The organism is Bradyrhizobium yuanmingense, assembly GCF_029167105.1.
Classification (GTDB): domain Bacteria; phylum Pseudomonadota; class Alphaproteobacteria; order Rhizobiales; family Xanthobacteraceae; genus Bradyrhizobium; species Bradyrhizobium yuanmingense_A.
The window spans coordinates 148,222-171,036 of record NZ_JARFML010000007.1; the positions used below are offsets into that span (position 1 = coordinate 148,222).

The 22,815-nt window shown below is 65.1% G+C and carries 27 protein-coding genes; 15 read left to right on the top strand and 12 right to left on the bottom strand.

All coding sequences use genetic code 11. The features are described from left to right. Positions 1–4 precede the first annotated feature (4 nt). The gene (locus P0R31_RS11695) at positions 5–268 is read right to left on the bottom strand and encodes a hypothetical protein (protein WP_036041425.1); all 264 of its coding nucleotides are present in this window, start codon (positions 266–268) and stop codon (positions 5–7) included. 296 nt (positions 269–564) lie between these two features. Here P0R31_RS11695 and P0R31_RS11700 point away from each other — a divergent pair, with 296 nt between their 5' ends. Together P0R31_RS11700 and P0R31_RS11705 are read left to right on the top strand one after the other, a co-directional pair. Then, a complete protein-coding gene (locus P0R31_RS11700; protein WP_275514179.1) occupies positions 565–1,011 on the top strand; it encodes a hypothetical protein in 447 nt (148 codons plus the stop codon). 99 nt (positions 1,012–1,110) lie between these two features. Further along, entirely contained in the window at positions 1,111–1,983 is an 873-nt protein-coding gene (locus tag P0R31_RS11705) for a DMT family transporter (RefSeq protein ID WP_275514180.1), read from the top strand. Positions 1,984–2,094: 111 nt separating this feature from the next. Here P0R31_RS11705 and P0R31_RS11710 read toward each other — a convergent pair whose 3' ends face one another. Both P0R31_RS11710 and P0R31_RS11715 read right to left on the bottom strand, forming a co-directional pair. Beyond that, complete coding sequence (locus tag P0R31_RS11710; RefSeq protein ID WP_275498884.1) at positions 2,095–2,388, bottom strand: histone; 294 nt, start codon at positions 2,386–2,388, stop codon at positions 2,095–2,097. 66 nt (positions 2,389–2,454) lie between these two features. Further along, a complete protein-coding gene (locus P0R31_RS11715; RefSeq protein WP_275514272.1) occupies positions 2,455–3,840 on the bottom strand; it encodes a cryptochrome/photolyase family protein in 1,386 nt (461 codons plus the stop codon). Between the two features lie 157 nt (positions 3,841–3,997). On the opposite strand from P0R31_RS11715, the gene P0R31_RS11720 reads away from it, so the two are divergent. Next, a complete protein-coding gene (locus P0R31_RS11720) occupies positions 3,998–5,728 on the top strand; it encodes a methyl-accepting chemotaxis protein (protein ID WP_275514181.1) in 1,731 nt (576 codons plus the stop codon). A gap of 108 nt (positions 5,729–5,836) precedes the next feature. Here P0R31_RS11720 and P0R31_RS11725 read toward each other — a convergent pair whose 3' ends face one another. Beyond that, positions 5,837–6,496, bottom strand: coding sequence for a peroxiredoxin (locus tag P0R31_RS11725; protein ID WP_275514182.1), 660 nt, complete (start codon positions 6,494–6,496; stop codon positions 5,837–5,839). Between the two features lie 392 nt (positions 6,497–6,888). Between P0R31_RS11725 and P0R31_RS11730 the strand changes: the two genes are divergently transcribed. Beyond that, on the top strand, positions 6,889–7,461 hold the full coding sequence (locus tag P0R31_RS11730) for a hypothetical protein (protein ID WP_275514183.1): 573 nt from the start codon (positions 6,889–6,891) through the stop codon (positions 7,459–7,461). Between the two features lie 820 nt (positions 7,462–8,281). On the opposite strand, the gene P0R31_RS11735 is transcribed toward P0R31_RS11730, so the two are convergent. From P0R31_RS11735 to P0R31_RS11750, 4 genes are read right to left on the bottom strand one after another with little or no spacing between them, the layout of a single operon-like run. After that, positions 8,282–8,602 carry a response regulator transcription factor gene (locus tag P0R31_RS11735; RefSeq protein WP_275514184.1) on the bottom strand — a complete coding sequence of 107 codons (321 nt, stop codon included), beginning with the start codon at positions 8,600–8,602 and terminating at the stop codon, positions 8,282–8,284. A gap of 42 nt (positions 8,603–8,644) precedes the next feature. Beyond that, entirely contained in the window at positions 8,645–9,868 is a 1,224-nt protein-coding gene (locus P0R31_RS11740) for an ABC transporter permease (RefSeq protein ID WP_275514185.1), read from the bottom strand. Then, positions 9,865–10,590, bottom strand: coding sequence for an ABC transporter ATP-binding protein (locus P0R31_RS11745; RefSeq protein ID WP_275514186.1), 726 nt, complete (start codon positions 10,588–10,590; stop codon positions 9,865–9,867). The genes P0R31_RS11740 and P0R31_RS11745 overlap by 4 nt, the downstream gene beginning before the upstream one ends. Further along, positions 10,587–12,011, bottom strand: coding sequence for an efflux RND transporter periplasmic adaptor subunit (locus tag P0R31_RS11750; RefSeq protein ID WP_275514187.1), 1,425 nt, complete (start codon positions 12,009–12,011; stop codon positions 10,587–10,589). The genes P0R31_RS11745 and P0R31_RS11750 overlap by 4 nt, the downstream gene beginning before the upstream one ends. A gap of 588 nt (positions 12,012–12,599) precedes the next feature. Here P0R31_RS11750 and P0R31_RS11755 point away from each other — a divergent pair. From P0R31_RS11755 to P0R31_RS11785, 7 genes are all read left to right on the top strand, one after another. Further along, positions 12,600–13,241 carry a response regulator transcription factor gene (locus P0R31_RS11755; RefSeq protein WP_275514188.1) on the top strand — a complete coding sequence of 214 codons (642 nt, stop codon included), beginning with the start codon at positions 12,600–12,602 and terminating at the stop codon, positions 13,239–13,241. Between the two features lie 133 nt (positions 13,242–13,374). Then, complete coding sequence (locus P0R31_RS11760; RefSeq protein WP_275514189.1) at positions 13,375–13,776, top strand: curlin subunit CsgB; 402 nt, start codon at positions 13,375–13,377, stop codon at positions 13,774–13,776. Positions 13,777–13,895: 119 nt separating this feature from the next. Continuing rightward, positions 13,896–14,288, top strand: a complete 393-nt coding sequence (locus P0R31_RS11765; RefSeq protein ID WP_275514190.1) for a curlin — start codon at positions 13,896–13,898, stop codon at positions 14,286–14,288. 26 nt (positions 14,289–14,314) lie between these two features. Further along, the gene (locus P0R31_RS11770; RefSeq protein WP_275514191.1) at positions 14,315–14,725 is read left to right on the top strand and encodes a curlin; all 411 of its coding nucleotides are present in this window, start codon (positions 14,315–14,317) and stop codon (positions 14,723–14,725) included. A 45-nt stretch (positions 14,726–14,770) separates the two neighbouring features. Next, positions 14,771–15,232, top strand: a complete 462-nt coding sequence (locus P0R31_RS11775; protein ID WP_275514192.1) for a curlin — start codon at positions 14,771–14,773, stop codon at positions 15,230–15,232. A 12-nt stretch (positions 15,233–15,244) separates the two neighbouring features. Next, entirely contained in the window at positions 15,245–15,526 is a 282-nt protein-coding gene (locus P0R31_RS11780) for a hypothetical protein (RefSeq protein ID WP_275514193.1), read from the top strand. A 174-nt stretch (positions 15,527–15,700) separates the two neighbouring features. Further along, positions 15,701–16,150, top strand: a complete 450-nt coding sequence (locus tag P0R31_RS11785) for a hypothetical protein (RefSeq protein WP_275514194.1) — start codon at positions 15,701–15,703, stop codon at positions 16,148–16,150. A 76-nt stretch (positions 16,151–16,226) separates the two neighbouring features. Here the strand turns inward: P0R31_RS11785 and P0R31_RS11790 are convergent, their stop codons facing one another. Continuing rightward, the gene (locus tag P0R31_RS11790; protein WP_275514195.1) at positions 16,227–17,069 is read right to left on the bottom strand and encodes a GNAT family N-acetyltransferase; all 843 of its coding nucleotides are present in this window, start codon (positions 17,067–17,069) and stop codon (positions 16,227–16,229) included. Positions 17,070–17,184: 115 nt separating this feature from the next. Here P0R31_RS11790 and P0R31_RS11795 point away from each other — a divergent pair, with 115 nt between their 5' ends. Beyond that, complete coding sequence (locus P0R31_RS11795) at positions 17,185–17,889, top strand: SDR family oxidoreductase (RefSeq protein WP_275514196.1); 705 nt, start codon at positions 17,185–17,187, stop codon at positions 17,887–17,889. Positions 17,890–17,899: 10 nt separating this feature from the next. Here P0R31_RS11795 and P0R31_RS11800 read toward each other — a convergent pair whose 3' ends face one another. Further along, entirely contained in the window at positions 17,900–18,955 is a 1,056-nt protein-coding gene (locus tag P0R31_RS11800; protein WP_275514273.1) for a serine hydrolase, read from the bottom strand. 279 nt (positions 18,956–19,234) lie between these two features. Here P0R31_RS11800 and P0R31_RS11805 point away from each other — a divergent pair, with 279 nt between their 5' ends. From P0R31_RS11805 to P0R31_RS11815, 3 genes are all read left to right on the top strand, one after another. Next, positions 19,235–19,621 carry an ArsR/SmtB family transcription factor gene (locus tag P0R31_RS11805; protein WP_275514197.1) on the top strand — a complete coding sequence of 129 codons (387 nt, stop codon included), beginning with the start codon at positions 19,235–19,237 and terminating at the stop codon, positions 19,619–19,621. 2 nt (positions 19,622–19,623) lie between these two features. Further along, positions 19,624–20,115 (top strand): SRPBCC family protein, encoded by a 492-nt coding sequence (locus tag P0R31_RS11810; protein ID WP_275514198.1) that lies wholly within the window; start codon positions 19,624–19,626, stop codon positions 20,113–20,115. Between the two features lie 161 nt (positions 20,116–20,276). Further along, positions 20,277–20,543 carry a hypothetical protein gene (locus P0R31_RS11815; protein WP_275514199.1) on the top strand — a complete coding sequence of 89 codons (267 nt, stop codon included), beginning with the start codon at positions 20,277–20,279 and terminating at the stop codon, positions 20,541–20,543. Between the two features lie 17 nt (positions 20,544–20,560). On the opposite strand, the gene P0R31_RS11820 is transcribed toward P0R31_RS11815, so the two are convergent. After that, positions 20,561–21,775 carry an ABC transporter substrate-binding protein gene (locus tag P0R31_RS11820; RefSeq protein ID WP_275514200.1) on the bottom strand — a complete coding sequence of 405 codons (1,215 nt, stop codon included), beginning with the start codon at positions 21,773–21,775 and terminating at the stop codon, positions 20,561–20,563. Positions 21,776–21,796: 21 nt separating this feature from the next. Beyond that, a complete protein-coding gene (locus P0R31_RS11825) occupies positions 21,797–22,783 on the bottom strand; it encodes a Bug family tripartite tricarboxylate transporter substrate binding protein (RefSeq protein ID WP_275514201.1) in 987 nt (328 codons plus the stop codon). Positions 22,784–22,815 lie beyond the last annotated feature (32 nt).

The window sequence follows — 22,815 nt, forward strand, 5'->3', positions numbered from 1 at the left end:
CGCCTCAGTAGCAGGGGTGCCGCCGGCCGTCCTGACCAATATAAGCGGCCGCGCTGCGGTAGCAGTGGTTGGTCGCCGGGCCGTCATAGTAGGCGAAGGTGCCGGGGGTGATACCCGGGCCGTAATTGTGCAGGTAGCTGATCGGGTAGGGCAGCGGGTTGGCGTAGGAGCGGTGGTAGCGGTGGCGGCCGTTCGCCTCCGCGAGGGCAGGGGCCAGGACCGCAGCCGTCAGGGCCGCAACCGCGGCGACACGCGTCAACTTGCTCATCTCGATTCTCCGGAACCTGCTCGAATGGGTCAGCCGAGTATAGCAATTTCGGGCGGGCAGCATCGCTCCGGAGGCCCGAAATCAAGGCCAGTCCCGCAGATTTCCGGGTGGGTGTGACAGAATTGCCGGAGATGCGGCCAAAGCTGCCCATTTTTGGCCTTTTCGGGATGCTTAACGAATTCCCCACACAAGTATGACCAAAGACTATTCGGTTAAGAATTCTGCCGCCGGCCCGGGGGGCATTTCCGGCCCCTCAAGTCCGGTACATTCCTGAAGGCCCTCGCCGTCATCTCGCCATGCGCATCACGCTTCCGAGTCTGCTGTTGCTCTGCCTCGCCGCCGCCACGCCGGCGCGCGCCGAGCTGCACATCACGCGCGACCACGGCGGCTATGTCGAGGAGTACAAGGCCAAGTACAAGCGGGTGCGCGAAAAGGGCGAGCGGGTCATCATCGACGGTATCTGCAATTCGGCCTGTACGCTCGTGCTCGGCATCGTGCCGATGAACAAGATCTGCGTGACGCCGCGCGCGAGCCTCGGCTTTCACCAGGCCTATTACGACAAGGCGTTCACCTTCGGCATCAAGGTCACCAGCGCCGAGGGCACCTCCGATCTCATGTCCTACTACCCCGACGCGGTGAAGGACTGGATTCGTCGCAATGGCGGGCTCACCACCGACATGAAGAAGATCAAGAACGGCGTCGAGCTCTGGAAGATCGTCAATCCCTGCCCGGAAGAATGGTGAGCGGCTGAGACGCACCGCGATCGTCCGTCGCAGCGCAGCATATCGTCACCACGAAATTCGCATTGCCGCATGGCCGAGGGTCGGGCAATGAGGGCGGCAATGAACCATAATCAAGAAGCCCTGGCCGCCCGCGCCGCGCCGATCCTGTTCGTGCTGCTCTGGAGCACCGGATTCATCGGCACCAAATACGTCGTCAACAATGCCGATCCCCTGACCTACCTTGCTATCCGCATGGCGATCGTGGTCGGGCTGATGGCGATCATCGCAGGCATCGCGCGGCCGAAATGGCCTGATAGCGTCGGCATCGCCCACAGCGCGGTCGCCGGCATCCTCGTCCACGGCTTCTATCTCGGCGGCACCGCGATCGCGATCGCGCATTCGATTCCCGCCGGCCTATCCGCGCTGATTCCCGGCCTGCAGCCGATCCTGACCTCGACCATCGCCAACCGTTGGCTCGGTGAAAAGGTGACACTGCTGCAATGGGCTGGGCTCCTGCTCGGCCTCGGTGGGGTGGTGCTGATTCTGCACAACCGCCCGATGACCGGCGAAGCCGGGCTCGGCTGGCTCGCCTCGGTGGTCTCGCTGGTCAGCATCACGCTCGGTACGCTCTATCAGCGCCGCTATTGCAATCACATCGACTGGCGCGCCGGCAATCTCGTGCAGTATGTGGCAGTCACCATCTTCTTCGCGGTCGGCGCCTTCCTGTTCGAGGATCGCGTGGTGCACTGGACGCGGGAGTTCGTGCTTGCACTCGCTTGGCTCGCCGTCGCGCTCTCGATCGGATCGATCGGGCTGTTGTACTGGCTGATCCGCCACGCCGCGGCAACCTCGGTCGCGAGCCTGTTCTATCTGGTTCCCGCCGTCACGGCTCTGATGGCCTATCTGCTGTTCGGAGAAACGCTGGACGCGATTGCCATTGCGGGCATGGCGCTTTGCGCCGCAGCAGTCTTCGTCGTCAATCGGCGGTCCTGACGGCGCGCAGTTCGCCGGAAACGCTGAAGCGCTTCAACGCGGAGCAAGCGGCGAGAGTAGGTGCGGGCTGTCTCCGGGCGCGCCCGCACCCGGAGACGTCTTCCGGTGCGATCAGCGCTTGGCCTTCTTGGCCTTCTTCTTCGACTTGCCGGCTTTCTTGGCCGCCTTTTTTGCGGACTTTTTCGTCGCCTTCTTGGACGACTTCTTTGCGGCCTTCTTCGTCGTCTTCTTCGCAGCCTTTTTGGCTTTCTTCTTGGCCGCCTTCTTCGGCGCTACTTTCTTCGCGACCTTCTTGGCGGCTTTCTTCACCTGCTTGACTGCGGCGACTGCCGCGTCCTTGGTCGTTTCCACGGCAGTGGTGATCGTCTCCATCGCCTGTTCGGTGATCGGCTTCTCGTCGTCCATATCGTCCCCCACGGTTTGCATGGAGCGATGACGATAGCGGGTTTCGAAATTGTGTCAAAGCGACGCTCAACCTTTGCGGATCTTTGCGTAGGCCGCGAGCGCGCGTTCGCGTGCCCCGGCATGATCGACGATCGGCTGCGGATAGGTCCTGCCGATCGTGACGCCCGCGCTCGCAAGCTCGATCGGCGTTGCCTGCCAGGGCCGGTGGATCAGCTTGGCTGGCAGGGCCTTCAGTTCCGGAACCCAGCGTCGAACATAGGCTCCGTCAGGATCGAACTTCTCGCCCTGGAGCTGCGGATTGAACACGCGGAAATAGGGCGCAGCGTCCGCGCCGCAGCCGGCGACCCATTGCCAGTTGGCAGGGTTGCTGCCGGCATCCGCGTCGACCAGCGTGTCCCAGAACCAGGCCTCGCCCTCGCGCCAGTCGATCAGGAGGTGCTTGACCAGGAAGGAGGCCACCACCATCCGCACCCGGTTGTGCATCACGCCGGTGTGCCAGAGCTCGCGCAGGCCGGCATCGACGATGGGGTATCCGGTGCGCCCGCGCTGCCAGGCGGCGAGCGCTTGTTTGTCGGGCTGCCAAGGGAAGCCATCGAAGCTCGTCTGCAGGTTTTCGGCGGCGAGGTTGGGGTAATCGTGGAGGAGGTGGCGGCAGAATTCGCGCCAGCCGAGCTCGCTCAGGAATTTTTCGACGCCTTGCCCGCGTACCGGATCTTCCGCCGCGGCAAACCGGGCGGCGTGCCAGACCTGACGCGGGCTGAGCTCGCCGAAGCGCAGATGCGGCGACAGCCGTGAGGTGCCCTCTCGGTCCGGACGGTCGCGGTCGCCAACATACATTCGAACAGTGTGCTTGAGAAAGTCGCGCAGGCGCAGAGACGCGGCGCCGGGGGTCCATGCCTCGCGCAGGCCACCCGCCCAATCGGGCGCGGTCGGCTCGAGCTTCCAGCTCTCCAGCCGATCGCTTGCGATGCTCGGTGCAGGGCGCAGCTGCTTCGGCGCGGGCAGGGGCTTTGGCGGATCGCCGACCGCCAGCACGCGGCGCCAGAACGGGGTGAAGACGCGGAGGCCCCGGCCTTCCTTGGTGCGGATCGCCGCGGGCGGGACGAGCAGGTCGCCGGGAAAGCTTTGCGTGTGCGTGCCCAGCTTAGCCAGCGCCGCTTCCAGCTGTCGCTCAACCGCCTGATGAGGCGCCTGCGCGATCTCGTTCCAGTAGACGGCGCGGGCACCGCTCTGTCGCACCACCTCAGGGATCACCTTGGCCGCCGGTCCTCTGCGCAGGACAAGCGAGCCGCCGCGCGCGCCGATTTCGGCTCCGAGCGCCCGCAGCGACTGCGCCAGCCACCAGCGTGCCGCGCCGCCCGGCGCTCGTCCCGCCGCCTCGTCCAGTACGTAGAGGCAAAGCACCGGCGCTCCGGACGTGGCAGCGGCGTGGAGGGCGGGATGGTCGGACAGGCGGAGATCTTCGCGAAACCAGACGATGACAGGCGGGGTCAGGGAAGGCCTCGTTTACCAATTGGAAACCGTACCGCGCGCGGCGGTGGGAACCGTCGTTAATGCGGCTGTAAGTCAATTGCAGCAATATGCAGGAATTACGGGGGTCATTCCATCCATGTCCAATCTTCTAACGGCGAAGTTCCTGCCGCGGTTCAAGCTCGGCACCAAGGCGGTCCTGTGCGCGGCGCTGCTGATCGCAATGAACACGGCGCTCGTGGTCGGCGCCGGCTATTGGTCACTGACATCCGCCTTCAATGACCGCGCCCTGCGCGACATCGAGGTCAATCTGCGCACGCTGGGGCTGGCCTTTGCGGAGACCGTTCCCGAAGCCAAGATCACGATCCGGGACGGCGCGGTGGTCCGCGCCGAGATCCCGAAAATGCCCGACTTCAGGGATCACGCCATCGTCGACCGGGCGGTGTCCTATGTCGGCGGCAACGCGACCCTGTTCGTGTTCGACGCGGCGAGCGGACAGTTCATCCGCCGCTCGACCAACGTGAAAAAGGAAAACGGCGACCGCGCCGTCGGGACCCAGCTTGCCGCCGATCATCCGGGCCAGGCCCCGCTGCGCCGTGGCGAGGCCTATAAGGGGCCGGCGACGCTGTTCGGCAAGACGTTCATGACCGCCTATTTCCCGATTGCCGATGGGACAGGCAAGGTCGCCGGCATTCTCTATGTCGGCATCCCCATGGTGCAGTTCGAGGGCATGCTGTCCCAGGCCATGGAGAGCATGGCCGCCGCCGCCGGGCTTGCCGCGCTTCTGGTGCTGGTCCTGACCCTGCTGGTCGTCCGCCGCATCACCCGGCCGCTGACCTCGGTGACGCATTCGCTCACCGCGCTTGCCAACGGCCAGGGCGACGTCGCGATCGAATGCGAGGACCGGGCCGACGAGATCGGCGAGATCGCCCGCACGGTCGCGGTGTTCAGGAGCAACTCGCAGGAGCGGGCGCGCCTGCGCACCGAGCAGGCGGCGGCAACCGCCGCCGCAGCCGAGCAGCGCAAGGCCGAGCTGCGCAACTTCGTCGAGCAGTTCCGCGGCAGCGTCGGCGGCATTCTCGACAAGGTGCTGGCATCGTCCGGCGAGTTCGAGCGCGCCGCGCGACAACTCACCGACGCCGCGCGCTCCACGGCAGATCTGTCGGCGCAGTCGGCGGGAGCTTCCGAAAGTGCCTCCGAGCATGTGCGTTCGGCCGCGTCCGCTTCCGACGAGCTGTCTCAATCCATCTCCGAGATCACCCGCCGGGTGCAGGAATCGAACGAGATCTCCGCCGAGGCGGTGCGGCAGGCCGAAGCGACGGACCAGCGCATCGCGCAGCTCTCTGAGGCCGGCTCGCGCATCGGCGACGTCGTCAAGCTGATCACCTCGATCGCCGAGCAGACCAATCTGCTGGCGCTGAATGCGACCATCGAGGCCGCACGCGCGGGCGATGCCGGCCGCGGCTTCGCGGTGGTGGCTCAGGAGGTCAAGACGCTCGCCGGCCAGACCGCGAAGGCGACCGACGAGATCTCGAACCAGATCGAGAGCATGCAGCTCGCGACCGAGGAATCGGTCGCCGCCATCAAGGCGATCAGCCAGACCATCGAGCGCATCAGCGGCATCGCAGGCTCGATCTCGGCGGCGGTCGAGCAACAGAAAAGCGCGACCCACAACATCGTGGCCAGCGTGCGCGCCGCGGTGTCAGGCACGGCCGATGTCGCGGTCAATGTCCGTCACGCCGCCAAGGGCGCCAGCGAGACGGGCGAGACGTCGAGCCGGATGTTTGCTTCCGCCCAGACGCTGTCGGGCGAGAGCCTGCATCTGAAGGCCGAGGTCGAGAGCTTCCTCGACCGCGTGCGGGCGGCGTAAGGACCGGGCCCAATGCGCAATGCGCATTGGGAAACTCGAGATCCCGGGTCCGCGCTTTGCACGCCCCGGGATAACTTTTTTGCGGTCGCTATCCGCAACCGCCAAAAGTCATTTGGGCTGCGGGACGATGCGGATGTAGGGCTTCGGCTCCTTCCAGCCCTGCGGATAGATCGTCTTGGCCTCGTCGTTGGAGACCGAGCCCGCGATGATGACGTCCTCGCCCTGCGACCAGTCGGCCGGGGTGGCGACGCGATGCTTGGCGGTGAGCTGGAGCGAGTCGATGACGCGCAGGATCTCCTGGAAGTTCCGGCCCGTCGTCATCGGATAGACCAGCACCAGCTTGATCTTCTTGTCCGGGCCGATGATGAAGACGTTGCGGACGGTTTGGTTGTCGGCCGGCGTGCGGGTGAGGGGATCGCCCGAGGTCGAGGCCGGCAGCATGCCGTAGAGCTTGGAGACGTTGAAGTCGGTGTCGCCGATCATCGGGTAGTTCGGCGCGGCGCCTTGGGTCTCCTTGATGTCTTCCGACCATTTGGCATGACGGTCGACCGGATCGACCGAGAGGCCCATCAGCTTGACCCCGCGCTTGTCGAATTCCGGCTTCAGCTTGGCGAGGGCGCCGAGCTCGGTGGTGCAAACCGGCGTGAAGTCCTTCGGGTGTGAGAACAAGAGGGCCCAGCTGTTGCCGATCCAGTCGTGGAATTTGATCTTCCCTTCGGTGGTTTCGGCTTCGAAGTCGGGGGCGGTGGCGCCGATCGGAAGTGTCATGATCTTACCTCATCTCATTGAATTTAATTGAGAATTCGTCTCCGTCCGTCACATCCATTATAAGGGCTTCGCCGGCCTAAGTGAACGCCAACTGAACCGGCTCAAGTAAAATGTGAATTCCTTCCTTGAAGGGCCGATTTTCTAGCAACTTTTTGTTACAGCGGCGCCTGCGACGAAAGATCTCCACCGGAGCTGCACGGGCTCGATTGCCCCGATAATGCCTTTTATGACTTTCATCACGCTCGCCCGGCGCGTTCTAGAACCAGATTGGTCCTGATAGCGACCAATTGGCAACCATCTAGAAAAGTCGCGATCCCCGTATCGAATCGTTAACCACCCCTTTACGCCGGCATGGAAATGCTGGTCGATCAGAAGAAGTCTGGAAGTGAACTATGTCCGCCGCTGCGCCTAAGCCTACCGAGTCGTCGTCGCTCGTGCCGTCCTGCCGCGATACTGCAGCTCATGCCCTTTCCGTCGTGCGCGACGGCGTGATCACGGGCGAAGGCCCGACCACCAAGGGACGGGTGCATTTCTCCCGCTCGCTCGACGCCGATGACACCGCCTGGTGCATGCGCATCCTCACCGCCACCGCCGTCAACGACCAGCCGGTCAGCCGCGCCGAGGCCGAGGCTCTGTTCGAGATCAACGAGGCCGCGACCGAACGCACCGACGGCGGCCGCTTCGACGACCTGCTTGCCAAGGCGGTCGCCCATTATGCCGCGAGCGCCTCGGGCTTGAAGGTGCCGCCGCGCAGCGTCGCGCTGTCGGCCGACACCGAGATCGAGAGCTGGGCGCCGTCCTATGCCTCCAAGGTCAACAGCGAGATGCTGGAGTGGATCGCCGGCCAGATGCGCGGCAAGCGCCAGAACAACCGTCGCCTGATGGCGATGGTCGCGACCTTCCTCGGCGCCACCGCACTGCCTCTCGCGGGCCAATTGCCGAACGTGTTCGACATCGGGATGTAAGGCAAATGGGCCGCGGTGGCGGCTCGCAGCCTCGTTTCACGCTCGTGTCCAGGGCACGAGACTACCGCATTGTGACACCGCTGCCTCAACACCGTCATTTGAACCAATCCGGAATCCCTCCGCGGAAAGACTCTGGATTGCTTCGCTGCGCTCGCAATGACGGAGTGTGCGGCGGGAAGCGCGTTCCTCAATTCGCATTTCGTCGCAGACACGCCTTGGCATCCTCGCGGCGGACTCGCCCGAGCTTTGCTTCTTGCTCACCCTCGTCATTGAAAGAGGGCGCAGGGAAGACCGGGTGCCGGCCGGGCACCCACGGTCCACTGTGCGAAAGGTGGTAACGAAGAACTTGCACAGCGGCATACAGGTGAAGCCAAACATCCGGCCTTCCCTGCGCAGTGGCTTTACGGCTTATGTCGTGCTCTCCCCGGGGAGCGATGCACTATTGCCCCCGTCGCCCTGCGGATGGCTGATGCGCATCGCCCGGTCGGGCAACCACATCACCGCAAGACTTGGCGCACAGACCCCGGGCGCCAGGACCACACGATTTTGCCGTACGCGAACCGCACCCGTCGTTGGCGCGAGGTCTTCGCTCACGGTTACCCGCCCTGCGAAGCTTTTCGCGCCGATGTGGCCCGCGTCCACCGCCGCCCGGCCCGCGTTCGTGACGATCGCGATACGCCCCTCTTCCTTGGGCCGGGTTGCGCGACACATACGCGGCTTCCGAATTTCGGTAAAGCGGAATATTTTCCGCCGCGTGCCTTGACCCATAGATTGGATGTTTTGCCCGTCGGGCAACGCAGGGGATGGTAGCTGCAACCATTCAATCCGGCGCGGTCTGCGCCGCCGGTGGATTCGGTGCAAGCGCCGGCGCCGGCTTGGTGGGGGCCGAATAGAGTTCGGTCTTGGCGAGATCGCGGCGGAGCGACGATGGCGCCGTGTGCAGGGCAAAGGCGATTGCGATCTGCGTTCTGTTGTGAAGCCGGTACTTGCGCATGATGTTGCCGATATGCGCCCGCACCGTGTTCTCCGAGATGTTGAGCTCGTAGGCGATGTTCTTGTTCTGCATCCCCCGCGCGATCAGCGTCATCAGCTCCCGTTCGCGCGGCGTCGGTGCGATCAAGTCCTTCGGATCCGAGCTCATGGCTGATGCCTCCCTGGCCTTTGCGAACATCCTGGCATGCTCTCACTCCGTCTTGAGCGCCTCGATCGGGCTCAGCTTGGACGCCTTGTGGGCCGGATAGAAGCCAAAGACGAGGCCGGTCGCGATCGAGAAGACGAGAGACAGGCCGATCGCCTGGCCGTCGATCGAGGTGACCCAACCGGCCATGCGGGCGACCGTCATCGAGAGCGTGATGCCGCCGGCGACGCCGATGGCGCCGCCGAGCAGGCAGAGGACGAGCGCTTCGCAGAGAAACTGCAGACGGATGTCGCGCATCCGCCCGCCGAGCGCCCGGCGGATGCCGATCTCCCGCGTGCGCTCGGTGACCGACACGATCATGACGTTCATGATGCTGATGCCGCCGACGAGCAGCGAAACCGAGGCGATGGCGACGAGCAGCAGCGCGACAGTGCGGATCGCGCCCTGTTGCGCCTCCATGGCGGCGGCGGGATCCTGGACCTTGAAGTCGTCGTCCTGGCCGGCGGGGATGCGGTGGCGCTGCCGCAGCAGGTTCGCGATCTCCGCTCGCGCACCCGCCATCTGACCGTCTGCGGTCACCTTGGCGATGATGTAGGCGACCGAGTCGCGGTTGATGTTGCTGGCGCTGCCGAGGAAGCGCAGCTTGGCCGTGGTGAGCGGCACGAAGGCGACGTCGTCCTGGGCCGGTCCCTTGCGGTCGAGCACGCCGACCACCTCGAGCGGGACCTTCATGATCCTGATCTGCGCGCCGATGGGGTCGTCGCCGGGTGCGAACAGCTCGCGCGCGACCGTGCTTCCCAGGATCACGACCTTGCCGGCACCGGCCTCCTCGGTGGCGGAGAAATAGCGCCCGGCCGCCAGCTGCCAGTCGCGCACCATGAAGTGACCGGTGGTCGTGCCGTTGATCGTCGTGTTCCAGTTCTTGCCTTCGTGGATGACTTGCGCCGTTCCCGCGATGGAGCCGGCTGCGGCCTGGATTTCCGGGATCTGCTCGAGGATGGCCTGCACGTCGCTCTCGGTCATCGTCAGCTTGCTGCCGTCCTTGAGACGCACGCCGCCCTGGTAGACCGCGCCGGGGGTGATCATCAGCACGTTGGCGCCGATCGAGCGGATCTGTTCCTGCAGGCGGAGCTGCGCGCCGGATCCGATCGCGAACACCGTCACGATCGAGGCGACACCGATCACGATGCCGAGCATGGTGAGGAAGCTGCGCAGCGGATTGAGGCGCAGGGCGTGCAATGCGATCTGGAAGCCCTGCAGCATCGTCATGACACAGCGCTCCGTTTCGGCAGAGCAGGAGCCTGCGTTTCGTCGCCGACGAGCTCGCCGTCATGCAGGTGAATCGTGCGCCGGCACTGGGCCGCGATGCCGGGATCGTGGGTGATCATGACGATGGTCTGGCCGGTCCGGTTGAGCGCGGCGAACAGGGACAGGATCTCGGCACCGGTGCGGCTGTCGAGCGCGCCGGTCGGCTCGTCGGCGAGCACGATCAGGGGGGAGGCGATCAGTGCGCGCGCGATCGCGACGCGCTGCTGCTCGCCGCCGGAGAGCTGCCGCGGGAAGTGATGGGCCCGGTGCAGCATGCCGACCGCTTCAAGGCTCGCTTCCGCGCGCGCCAGGCGTTCCTTGCGCGCAATGCCGCAATAGACCAGCGGCAATGCGACGTTCTCGATGGCATCGTGGCGCGCGAGCAGATTGTAGGATTGGAACACGAAGCCGATGCTGCGGGCGCGCAGGGACGACCGGCGATCTTCCGTGAGATCGGCGACGTCGGCGCCCTGGAGATAGACCGCGCCCTCGCTCGGCAGGTCGAGCAATCCGATCATGTTCATCAGCGTCGACTTGCCGGAGCCGGACGGTCCCATCACGGCGACGATCTCGCCTTGCGCGATGTCGAAGCTGACATTGCGCACCGCGGCCACCGCGACGCCCTCGGTGCGATAGGTCCTGCTGACCGACCGGAGGCTGATGAGAGGCGCAGCGGCGGTCATGACCCGAACCTGATTCCGAGAATTTCCATGCCTGCCGGGCGGATGGCCTGGCCGACGGCGACCTCGCTGCCCTCGAGCAGGTCGCCGCTCCGGAGCGCGACCTGCTCGGTGCCGGCGGCGCCGACCGTGACCGCGACGCGCTGCAGCGCGCCGCTGGCAGTGCGCACCCACACGCCGCTGCGTCCGGTCTCCGGCCGCGTACCGGTCGGCTGGAAGCGCAGCGCTGCGAGCGGCACTTTCAGCACGTCGTCCTGGCGTTCGATGACGATCTTCACCAGGGCAGTCATTCCCGGCAGCAGCGCGCCGTCGAGGTTGGCGGTCGCCAGCACCACGGTGTAGGTGACGACGTGCTGCTGGGTCTGCGGCGCCTTGCGCACCTGGCGCACCACGGCCTCGAAGCGGCGGTCCGGGTAGGCGTCGACGGTGAAATGTGCAGGCTGCCCGGGCGCGATGCGGCCGATATCGGCTTCATCGACCTGCGCGTGAATCTCCATGTCCTCCAGGCGGTGCGCCACCATGAAGGTGGTGCGCGCTTCCAGTCCGACCGCGAGCGTCTGCCCCTCGTTGACGAACCTGCCGACCACGACGCCGTCGATCGGTGAACGGATCATGGTGCGGTCGAGATCGGCCTGGGCTGCGGCGAGAACGGCGGCTTTCTCCGGCACCGCCATGCGCGCTTGCTGCAACTCCGCCTCGATGCGGCGGACGTCGGCCTGTGCACCCTCCACCGAATAGGAGTTGAGGGACATCAGGATCTCGGCTTCACGTTCCTGGGCGAGGCGCGCGGTGAACTCGGTCTGCGCGTCGTCGACTGCGGTCGTCGCCACCACGTTCTGCGACTGCAGCGCCAGCTTGCGCTGCAGCGTCTTCTGAGCCGAGGATTTCACCGCCTGCGCGCTCTCAAGCTTGGCCGCGAGCACGTCGCGGCTGCCCCTCGCATTCTGCAGATCGATCCTGGCCCGGTCGAGCTTGGCCTTGGCGATATCGACCAGAGCATTGGCGACGGCCAGCGACGCCCGGGCCTCGTCGACCTTGGCTGCAAAGCTGCGCGGATCGATCAGCGCGAGCGGCTGATCCCTGGTGACGCTGTCGTTGAAGTCGACATAGACGCGGGCGAGCTGCCCCGACAGTTGCGATCCAACCTCGATCGTCTTGACCGGCTGCAGGGCGCCGGTGACGGTGACGGTCTGCTCGATGCTGCCGCGCTGGATCGAGGCATAGCGGAACAAGGGGGCATCCGATCCGAAGGTCGGCGCTTCGCGGCCGCCGGGCACGAGCAGCCGCCTCGTCTGCTCATAGGCGCGAGCCGCCGTGTCCGCCGCGCTCCCGGCAGCGCCGGCGATCGTGCCCGGACCGGTGTAGAAGATCGCAGCGAGGCCGCATGCAGCTCCGAGCAAGGCAAATGCTGGCACAAATCGCATATCAAAACTCACCGATTAAATTGACTTCGGAGAATCGGGAAAAAGTGGTAAGCTCGCTATGGTTGTAAAACGTCTAAGGTTGTATCGAATGTCAGTATGTCGTCCTCGCCGGGCTGACGGTCGGGCGTGGCGCATCATCCAGTGGTAAAGCAGGTGGGGTGCTACTTTTCGTGATTTGATCAGGATGCATACGGAGCGTATCGATATGAGGTGTGCGGTATCGAACTCGATAAGCTGACTGAACGTCCCGTCTGATCCGGCTGGAGCGGCCAGCAGCTGGCGTCGAGTCGGCACATGGGTGGCGATGCCATGATGCAGCCGGCGAGACCACGACGCAGCATTACCGCATTCTCGATGTCGTTGCGCCCCGATGCCGCCGGCGGCAAAATCGACGCCTTCCCATCACGAAGCCCGATATGTGAACGCCTTCACTCGCCTCCGGAGCGTGTTGGCCCTATGACATCGAACCGGCAGACCGATGCGCTTCGCTCGATCTGCGCGAATCATCCAAGCACCTTGATCTCGCTTGCAAGAAGAACGGATAGCTCGTTGCGTTTCATCGAGCCCCAAGCCGGGGAGCCCGTTGCCATGAGTTCAACCCAAGCCACAGTCTATATCGTCGACGACGAAGCCCAGATTCGAGTCGCGATCGGAAGTCTCTGCGAGGAGACCGGGCATCAGGTGAAGTTATTCGCCTCGACCGACGAGTTCCTCACCGAGACCGTTTCGCCCGGGCCGTCATGCCTCGTGCTCGACGTGCGGTTTCCCGGCACGTCGCCGACCGGGCTCGAGCTTCAGCGCCGGCTGGCCGAGAAGGGCGTGTCCATTCCGATCGTCTTCATCAGCGGCTACTCCGACGTCCGCGTCTCGGTCGAGGCGATGAAGCGCGGCGCGGTCGAGTTTCTGCCAAAGCCGTTTCGCGAGCAGGAGATCCTCGATGCGATCAGGCACGGCATCGAGCGCGACCGCAGGCGGCTGCAACGCGAGGATAGCGTCCGTGAAGCCCGCCAGCGCGTCGAGACGCTGACGCCCAGAGAGCGCGAGATCATGCTGTTGATGACGGAAGGGCTCGTCGCCAAGCAGATCGCCGCGAGACTCGGCGTGAGCGAAGTGACGGCGAAGGTCCATCGTGCCAGGATGATGCGAAAGCTGGAGCTGCGTACGCCGATCGAGGTGGTGCGGCTGGTCGACAGCATGGGGCGCCAAGCCGAGACGACACGCAGCGTCTAGTCCGTAGCGACTAGCATGAACTGCAGTCTGTCGCGCCGGCCGCGATCGGTTCAGTCTCACACCTACGATGTCGGCCTCTTTCCGGGAAGGCATCCGAAACCAGTCAGACAACTTGGCCAGAAAGGGATACTCCATGCGTAAATTGTTTTTTGCTTCCGTTGCCGTGTTCGCTCTGTCCTCCGCAGCTCAGGCCGCCAACACCTCCACCACGGTGCAGGTCGGCGTCGTGAACGGCTCAAGCGTTTCGCAGCAGGGCCTCACCAACTCGACCTCGTCGACGAGCCAGCTCGGCATCATCAACAGCGCGACGACGATGCAGGGCACCAGCGACGCCTCGCTCAATAACGGCAGCACCGTGAACCAGGCCGGCGTGCAGAACACGGCGACCACCGGACAGGTGGCGTTCGGCAACAACAGCAGCTCGATCACCCAGAACTCGTTCGGGCCGGCCGCGCTTCAGAACAACTCTGCCGCCGTCGGTCAGCTCAGCGTGTTCGGCATCAACGGCAGCTCCGTCTCGCAGACGGCGAACTGAGCCACGGTTGGTTTGGGTCGGACGCACCCAGGTCGGTGCGTCCGGGCCACTCGCCAGAGCACCGCTACCGGGCAGGACGGTCAATTGCGACGCCGGCTCATTCTCGCGGAGGACAGGACATGCGGATCACCTATTTCATTGCAACTCTCGCAGCATTCGGTGCACTGACGGCAGCCGATGCCCGGGCCGGCAACTCGGCCAGCGTGCTGCAATTCGGCACGACCAACACGTCGTTCATTTCTCAGAGCGGCGGCACCAGCAACAGCGCCACCACGATGCAGTTCGGTGCCACCAATGCCGCGACGACCTTGCAGACGGGCACGCTGCTCACCGTCAACACCTCCGTGATCGGGCAGGGCGGCACCACTGCGACCGCGACCAATACCGCACTGGCCGGCCAGGTCGGCGGCTCCAATTCAAGCCTGATCGGCCAGATCGGCGCGAACAACACCGCCGGCGTCGGACAGCTCGGGATCCTGAACGGATCGACTGTCCTCCAGCAGGCTCCGTGAGCAGATCCGAAGTGGTGAGGCATGTCATGAAACGTCATCTGGGCGGCGCATGTGCCGCAACGCTCGCTCTGTATCTGGCCGGCGCTCTTTCGGCGCAAGCGCAGACGGCCGACATCAAGACCATCGTGTCGGTCGGCGGACCGCCCGTCGTGCTGAACCAGAACAGCCAGCTCAACATGGCGGGCGTGTTCATGATCGGGGGAACGACCAGCGCGACGGTCACCCAGAACGGCACCAACAACGCCACGGGCGTGCTGCAGTTCGGCGGAACGAATTCCGCATCGATCGGGCAGGCCGGCGTCAACAACTTCGCCTATGTCGGCCAGGCCGGCCAGTCGGCAACCAGCCTGATATCGCAGCTCGGCACGATGAATGCGGGCACGGTGGCGCAGTTCGGCACCGTCAACGCCTCGACCATCGTCCAGACCGGTCCCTGACGCGCGAGCGATCTCGCCAGTGTCGACAACGAACGGGGAAGCGCGATGCGAGGCGGCAGACAGGTGCTGAGGCGGGCTTTGGCCCTGGCGGCGATGCTCGCCGCCGTCGGTGCGGCGACGCCGGCAAGCGCGGGGACCGTCCAGCGCAGCGTGACCAACCGGAACGTAAGCATCCAAACGGTCGTGCAGTTCGGCGACAATGTTCAGCCTGTCACGATCGAGGAGAACAGCCGCATCAACATCGCGCGGGTGATCCAGATCGGCGGGACCGGCACGGTGGACGCGACCATCATCCAGAACGGCACGCGCAACTATGCCAATGTGATCCAGGTCGGCGGCACCACCAATGCGGCGATCGGTCAATCCGGTGTGAGCAACACCGCCGAGATCACCCAGATCGGCAATTCCACCAACGCGCTCCTGCTCCAGATCGGCGACATGAACACGGGAGCGGTGAGGCAGTTCGGGCGTTTCAACTGGCTGGCGATCTTCCAGTTCGGCCGATGATGGAGGTGTAACATGAAGCTGCTTCTGCTCGCATCCGGACTGGGATTCATGAGTGTGGTTGCACTGGCGCCGGCCGGCGCCGGCGACGGTCACACCACCGTGGTCCAGGACGAGAACGGCACGTCGGTGATCACGCAGAGCGGTGATCCGGCGGAGGCCGAGGTCAGGATCGAGAAGGAGCCCGGGCGCACGACGGTCACTCGCCGCAGCGGCGGCAACACCGCGATCGTGACACAGGGCAGCGCAAGCCCGCAGGACCTGCTCGACCGGCTGCGCAAGCTGCAGGGCCATTGACGCACGAAGCCATTGAAATGAGAGGGGATTCCGGGCGTTCTGCCGCACTCTTGTTCCCGGGTATTCGCGTGCCTTAACCAATAATTAATTATACGTTTGCGGGTGGGCGACAGCCCGGCCTAGCCTCCCTGCGGGGAGCCGCTATCGCGAAGCCAAACGAGTGTGGTGCGTATCATGATTGCCAGATCATATGGGGCGTTGTTCGCCTCGCTCAGCGCAGCTGCGCTGCTGATTAGCTCCAGTGACAGTCCGGCCACGCCTGCTGGCGCCACAGCGTCCGGCGTCGCAGCAGTCGCTGCCCCGCCGGTTGCGGCACGTCCGCCGATCGGGCCGGGCGCCAGGTTCCACCGCCGCAGCGCTCCCTGGGTCTATTGGCCGGGCGGCGGCGGCTACTACTACGACGGCGCCGGCTACGGCCAGCCGTTCGCCGATGTGAACCAGGCGCTCTCCGCCGATGTGCGCTACACCTACACGTATGATGTGCCCTGGGACTGGACGCATCGCTATCCGCCGAACGTCGTGCCGTCCAATCGGCCCTACGTGCCGAGCTGCCCGACGGAGCAGGTGACGGTGCCCGGCCGTGGCGGCAGCGAGCACACCGTCAACATCATGCGCTGCTACTGAACGTCTTGAGCATGAACTTTTCGGAAAACCGCTTCACACTTTGCGCCAACGCGGCCCTTCGGGTCCGGATCATGCTCTAACCCAGCTCGAAGCTGGTGACGCCGAAGACGCGGTCGAGCCTCAGCGGCGGGATCGGCCCCGTATACATCCGCGCCGTCTCGAACACCGGCTGGAGGCCGAGCGCCTCGGCGAGCGCGATCGCGACGGGATTGACGGCGGGGACGTCGAGGAAGACTTCGCCGGCGCCCGCGCTTCCGAGCAGCGCCTGCACGACTTGATCCGCGGCGGCGCGGTCGTCGGCGACGAGTGGGCCGATCTTGTAGCCGGTCCGGCAGGGCCGGATCACACCCCATGCAGCGAGTCTGCCCTCGCGCAGCAACGCGCGGCCGACATGACCTCGCGTGTTGATCCAGGCGCGCAGGAAGGCGCTGCGCGTGGCGGGGAATACACGGGCGTCATCGGCTTCCACCAGCGCAAACGGGACCTTGTCGAGCGCAACGACATCGGCGGGCGGCTTCACCGATCCCGCAACGGTGCCACCATAGCGGATATTGGCGTAAGCGAGCCGGAATCCCGACTTTTTGTAATTCTCCTGCTGCGCCACCACGCCGTCGAGGCCGATCACGCGCGCGCCTGCATGCGCGATCGCGGCATTCCAGATGCGCAGGCCATGGCCCGCGCCGCGAAAGCGCTCGCACACGATGTAGAACCCCAGGAAGGCGAAGCGGTCGTCGTAATTGACGCAGGAGACGGTCGCGACCGGCTCTCCGTCGATCTCGCCGACGAAGAAGCCTCGGGCGTCGGGGATCGCGAAGCAGGCGGCATCCGCCAGCCCCGGATTCCAGCCCTCCGCCGCGGCCCAGTCGAGGGCGAGGGCGATTTCGTCGGGGCGCAAATTGCGGATCTGCAAATCACTCATTTCAAGCCGCTCATGATGGTGCCTTCGGCCATGGACCTGCCGACGGGTCTGGCTGTAGAAGGCCTCATGATAGGCCGAGCCTGCGGCTCGCCTCAACTGAAGGGATCATCGGATCATGGCAGCAGAGAAGGTTGCGCTCGTCACCGCCGGCGGCAGCGGCATGGGGGCGGGGGCTGCGCGGCGACTGGCGGCGGACGGGTTTGGCGTCGCGATCCTGTCGTCCTCGGGCAAGGGCGAGGCGCTGGCGGCCGAGCTCGGCGGGCTCGGCGTTACCGGCTCGAACCAGTCGAATGACGACCTGAAGCGCCTCGTCGAGGCTGCGATGGCGAAGTGGGGACGGATCGACGTGCTCGTCAACAGCGCGGGGCACGGGCCGCGTGCCCCCATCACGGAGATCACCGACGAGCAGTGGCACACCGGCCTCGACACTTATCTCCTGAACGTGATCCGTCCGACCCGGCTGGTGACGCCGCTGATGCAGGCGCAAAAGGGCGGCGCCATCATCAACATCTCGACCGCCTGGGCGTTCGAGCCCAGCGCGATGTTCCCGACCTCGGCGGTGTTCCGCGCAGGGCTCGCCGCCTTCACCAAGATCTTCACCGACACTTACGCGGCCGACAATATCCGCATGAACAACGTGCTGCCGGGCTGGATCGACAGCCTGCCGCAGCAGGATGCGCGACGCGACAGCGTGCCGATGAAGCGCTACGGCAAGGTCGAGGAGATCGCGGCGACGATATCGTTCCTGGCCTCCGACGGCGCCGCCTACATCACCGGCCAGAACATCCGCGTCGACGGCGGGTTGACGCGCTCGGTCTGAGGCGGCCGCCTCAATGTGAGGCGATAAGCTGCGCCAGCTCCGGCAGGATCTTGTAGCGGGCGATCTCGTGCGGATACTCGCCGCGATTGGCCAGCAGGACGATGCCGATCCGCCGCGCCGGCAACAGGCCGATATAGCCGGAGGCGTTGTTGAGTCCGCCCGGCTTGTCGACGATGGTGACGCCTGGAAGGCGCACGGTCTCCCAGGCCAGGCCCTGTCCGAATATTTCGTCGACGCGGAAGGCCTCGCGCTGCGTCAGCCGTAGCGCCTCGCGCAGATGCGGATCGATCGGGCGGCCGTCGACGCAGGCGGCCGCGAAGGCGGCAAGGTCGCGGGCGGAGGCGAACATCTGGCCCGTGCCGGGAAAATCAAAGTAGCTCTGCTGGTTGCCGATCGGCCCGATCGCCATGCCCTGGTCGGAATAGCCCTGGACGACGCGCTGCATCGCCGCCGCGTCCATGACGGCGCGATTGTCCGGGCCGCGCTCGGGGACGAAGGTGGAGCCCATGGCGAGGGGGCGGAGAATGCGGTGCTGGATCAGCGCATGGATCGGCTTGTCGTAGCAGCGTTCGAGCACGAGTTGCAGCAGCACATAGCCCGCATGGGTATAGACGCGCTGCCGGCCGGGTGCGACGCCGGGCGCCGGCGTGAAGGCGTTCAGCATCGCGATGAACTGCTCGCGCGTAAACTCTTCGTTCGGCCAGGGCGGATGATCGGTCGGGAGCAGCAGGCCCGAAGTGTGCGTTGCCAACTGGCCAACAGTGACGCTGCGAATGTAGCTGCCGCTCAGCTCGGGCAGGTATTTCGGCACACGATCGTCGAGCCGCAGCTCGCCGCGCAGCACGCCGAGCGCCACGAGCGTGGCCTCGAACGGCTTTCGCAAGGAGGCGAGGTTGAACAGCGTGTCGGCCGTCACCTTCCGCCTGGCAGCATCATCGGCGAACCCGTAGCTGAAGAACTCGACATGGCGGCCGGCATAGAGGGCGGCGGCGAGGCCGCCCGCATGGTCCGCCGTCGCGGTCGGCGCCAGCTCGCCGGCGACGATGTCGCGCATTTGCGCAATCATGTCGGAATCGGCCGAGGCGCGGTGGGGGTAAAGCGCCATCGCCATCGAAATGGACGCGGCCTGGGCGAAGACTCGCCGGGTGACCGGGGATGAGATGACAATAGGCGCCACGTGCTCTGATCGATCATGCTGATGCGCCCCCGGATGGTTTTAGCGAGGAGGGCGCGAGGTCCCAATTCACGATTGCGCGTTGTGGGTTCCCGCCAATCCAGACCACAAAACTGAGCCGTTCGGCTAACAATTGTTGACGTCCGCGACCCGGCGTGTATAGTTAGCTTCATGGCTAACCAATTATCCAATCTCGATCAGGTCTTCGCCGCGCTGGCCGATCCGACGCGGCGGGCGATCGTGATGCGGCTGTGCGCGGGCGAGGCGTCGGTCAGCGAGCTCGCCGATCCCTTCGACATGGCGCTGCCGAGCTTCATGAAGCACATCCACGTGCTCGAGACGAGCGGGCTCGTTCAGTCCGAGAAATCGGGACGCGTGCGCACCTGCCGGCTGAGCGCGGATGTGCTTGTCGGCGCCGAGGATTGGTTCCAGCAGCAGCGCGCGGTCTGGGAAGCGCGGCTCGACCGGTTCGAGGCCTATGTGATGAAGCTCAAGAAAGAGAAGGAAAGGGCGGCCGCCAAGCGGCCGTCCCGAACAACCAAACGGAAAGGTTCCTGACAATGACGAGTTCTGCCAATCCCGCTTTGTCGCAATGGTCGCTCGACCGAGAGATCGTGATGTCACGCGTGATCGACGCGCCGCGCGATCTGGTGTTCGAGGCATGGTCCGACCCGAAGCATCTGCCGCAATGGTTCGGCCCGAAGGGATTCAAGGTTGAGACCTTCGAGATCGACGTGCGTGTCGGCGGCGTCTGGCGCTTCAACATGATCGGGCCCGACGGCACGGTCTATCCGAACCGGATGCGCTTCCGCCGCATCGAGCGGCCGTCGCTGATGGAGATGGATCACGGTACCGACCAGGACGACGATCCCGGCATGTTCCGCTTCACCGTCACCTTTGCCGAGCAGAGCAACGGCAAGACCGTGCTGATGATGAGGCAGCTGGCCTCGAGCACCGAGCAGCGCGATGGCATGATCGGCTTCGGCGCCGTCGAATACGGCTACCAGACGCTCGACAAGCTGGCGGCCTATGTGGCGGGGATGAAGCGGTGAAGGCAGCCTCGTCATTCCCGGGCGCCTGAGATGGCGAGCCGGGAATGATGGCGCGCGCGAACGCATGCTGATCAAGCCGCCGTCGACATGGCGGCTTGCTTCGCGCGTCACGTAAGCGCGCCAGCGCTAGGAACCATCGCCGCCCTGCGGCTTTGGCAGTGATGACGCACATCATCTTCAGCGACTATCGCAACCCCGCGGCGGAGCAGGCCTACGAGATCGCCTGGGACTTTCTGGTGCGGACCGGCGCCATCCGGGACGAGTTCGAGGCCTGCGTGTTCCTGGCGCAGCGTATCACCGTGATGGTCGAGGAGGGACACATCAATCGGATCCGCATGGCCAACCGCGCGATCTCCGAATACCAGCGCCATGCCGAGGAACGCGACGATGTCATCCGTGGCGGCGGCCGGTATGCGGAAAGGCGTTGATTGCGGGCGAAGCGGGTTCACTCCCTGGCTTCGTCCGTGACGATGTCGCCGAGCTTCTGCCAGCGTACGCCGTCGAACTGCACCATCTGGAACTGCTTGTTGACGCGATAGTCCGTTGGCGTGGTCGTGACCGAGATTCCCGGGAGCGTCAGGTCGAGCTCGACGTTCTTGAGGTTGGCCGCCTGTCGCATCACGTTCTCGCGGGTCAGATCGTCGCCGCATTGCTTCAGCACCTGCACCAGGAGCTGCGCGGTGATGTAGCCATAGACGTTGAGGTTCGAATCCTTGTCGCCCTCGGGATAGTACTTGGCCATGAAGGCGAGGTAGCGCTTCATGCCTGGGTCGTCCTTCCATTCGGGATCTGCGGCATCCTTGACGTAGCCGACGCTGATCACGCCCTTGGAATTGTCGAGCCCTGCTGGCTTGAGCACGGCACTGAGCGAGGAGGCGTTGATGTCGATGATGTGCAGCGGCTTCCAGCCGATCTCCGCAACCTTCTTGATCGCCTGTGCCGCCTGTTTTGGCGTCGTCGCGCTGAACAGCACGTCGGCGCCGGCATCCTTCAAGCGGAGGATCTGCGAGTCGATGGTGGGCTCGGTGATCTCGTAGGAGGTCTCGGCGACGACCATGTTTGCCTTGTCGCCGAGGCCCGCCTTGAGGCCGGCGAGATAATCCTTGCCGAGATCGTCGTTCTGGTAGAGCACGCCGATTTTGGCGTTCGGATGGTTCTTCAGCAGGTACTGCGCATAGATCCGGCCCTCGACGAGGTAAGAGGGGTTGAAGCCCATGGTCCACGGGAAGTTCTTCGGATCAGTGAAGCGTGCGGCGCCGGTGGCGGCGAAGAGCTGCGGGATCTTCTTGGCGTTGAGATATTTCTGCACGGCGACGTTCGGCGCGGTGCCGATGATCTGGAAGGTCAGCAGCACCTCATCGCTTTCGACCAGGCGGCGGGTCTGCTCCACCGTCTTCGGCGGCGAATAGGCATCGTCATACTGGATCAGCTCGACCTTGCGGCCGTTCACGCCGCCCTGGTCGTTGATCATCCTCATATAGGCGGCCTGGGTCTTGCCGATCACCGCGTAGGCCGAGGCCGGGCCGCTGAGCGGCACGGTCTGGCCGACCTTGATCAAGGTGTCGGACGCGCCGGGATCGTATTTCTTTTGCGCCTGCGCTGCCGTGACCGAGAGGAGAAGCGCGGAGGCCGCGATGCATTTGGTGACGACGTTTTTCATATCGGTTTCCCCCAGCAATCCTCATTCGCCCTTGAGGCCGGCTTCGCGGATCAGCTTGGTCCATTTCTGCGTTTCGGCGTCGATGAACTTGCCGAACTCGGCGGCGGTGCCTGGGCGCACTTCGAGCCCCTGCGCGGTCAGCTTGTCCTTGATCGCAGGCTCGGCGAGCGCGCGCAGAACCTCGGCCTGGAATTTGTCCACGATGACGCGCGGCGTCGTGGACGGCACCATGAAGCCGTACCAGCCGGCGGCGGCGACGTTGGGAAAACCCTGCTCGCGCAGCGTCGGCGCCTGTGGATAGAGCGCGCTGCGCTCGGCCGAGGCGACGCCGAGCACAGTGAACTTGCCGCTCTGGATGTAGGGCAAGGCGGTCGGCAGCGCGGTCAGCGTGGCGTCGACGCGTCCGGCGAGCAGCTCGGTGTAGGAGGCCGCATCGCCCCGGAACGGGATGTTGAGACCCTTGACGCCGGCATCGCGGAACAGGAGCTCTCCGGCGAGATGCGGCTGCGAGCCGGCGCCGGGGGAGGCGAAGGTCAGTCCGTCCGGCTTCGACTTGCCGTGGGCGATCAGGTCGGGAAGCGTCTTGAACGGTGCGTCGGCACTGATGATGAGGAACAGCGGTGCGATCACGGCCATCGCGACCGGCTGCAGATCCTTGCGCTCATAGGTCAGCTTGCCGAACAGCGCCTCGGCGGTGGCGTAGGGCGCCGCGACATAGAGGATCGTATAGCCGTCGCCCTGCGCATGCGCGACCATGTCGTTGGCGATGCGCGTGCCGGCACCCGGCTTGTTCTCGACGATGAATTGCTGACGCAGGCTGCGGCCGAACTCCTCGGCCAGCAAGCGCAGCGAGATGTCGTTGGAGCCGCCCGGTCCGTAGGGCGAGATCAGCCGCACCATCCGCGACGGCCATGCGTCCTCGGCCCGTGCCGCTAGGCCCGAGCCGGCGACCAGCCCGCCTGCGATTGTGCCCAGCAGGGTTCGGCGTGTGACCTTGAGCGATGCCACTGTTTTCTTCCTCCCATTTTATTGGTCTTCTT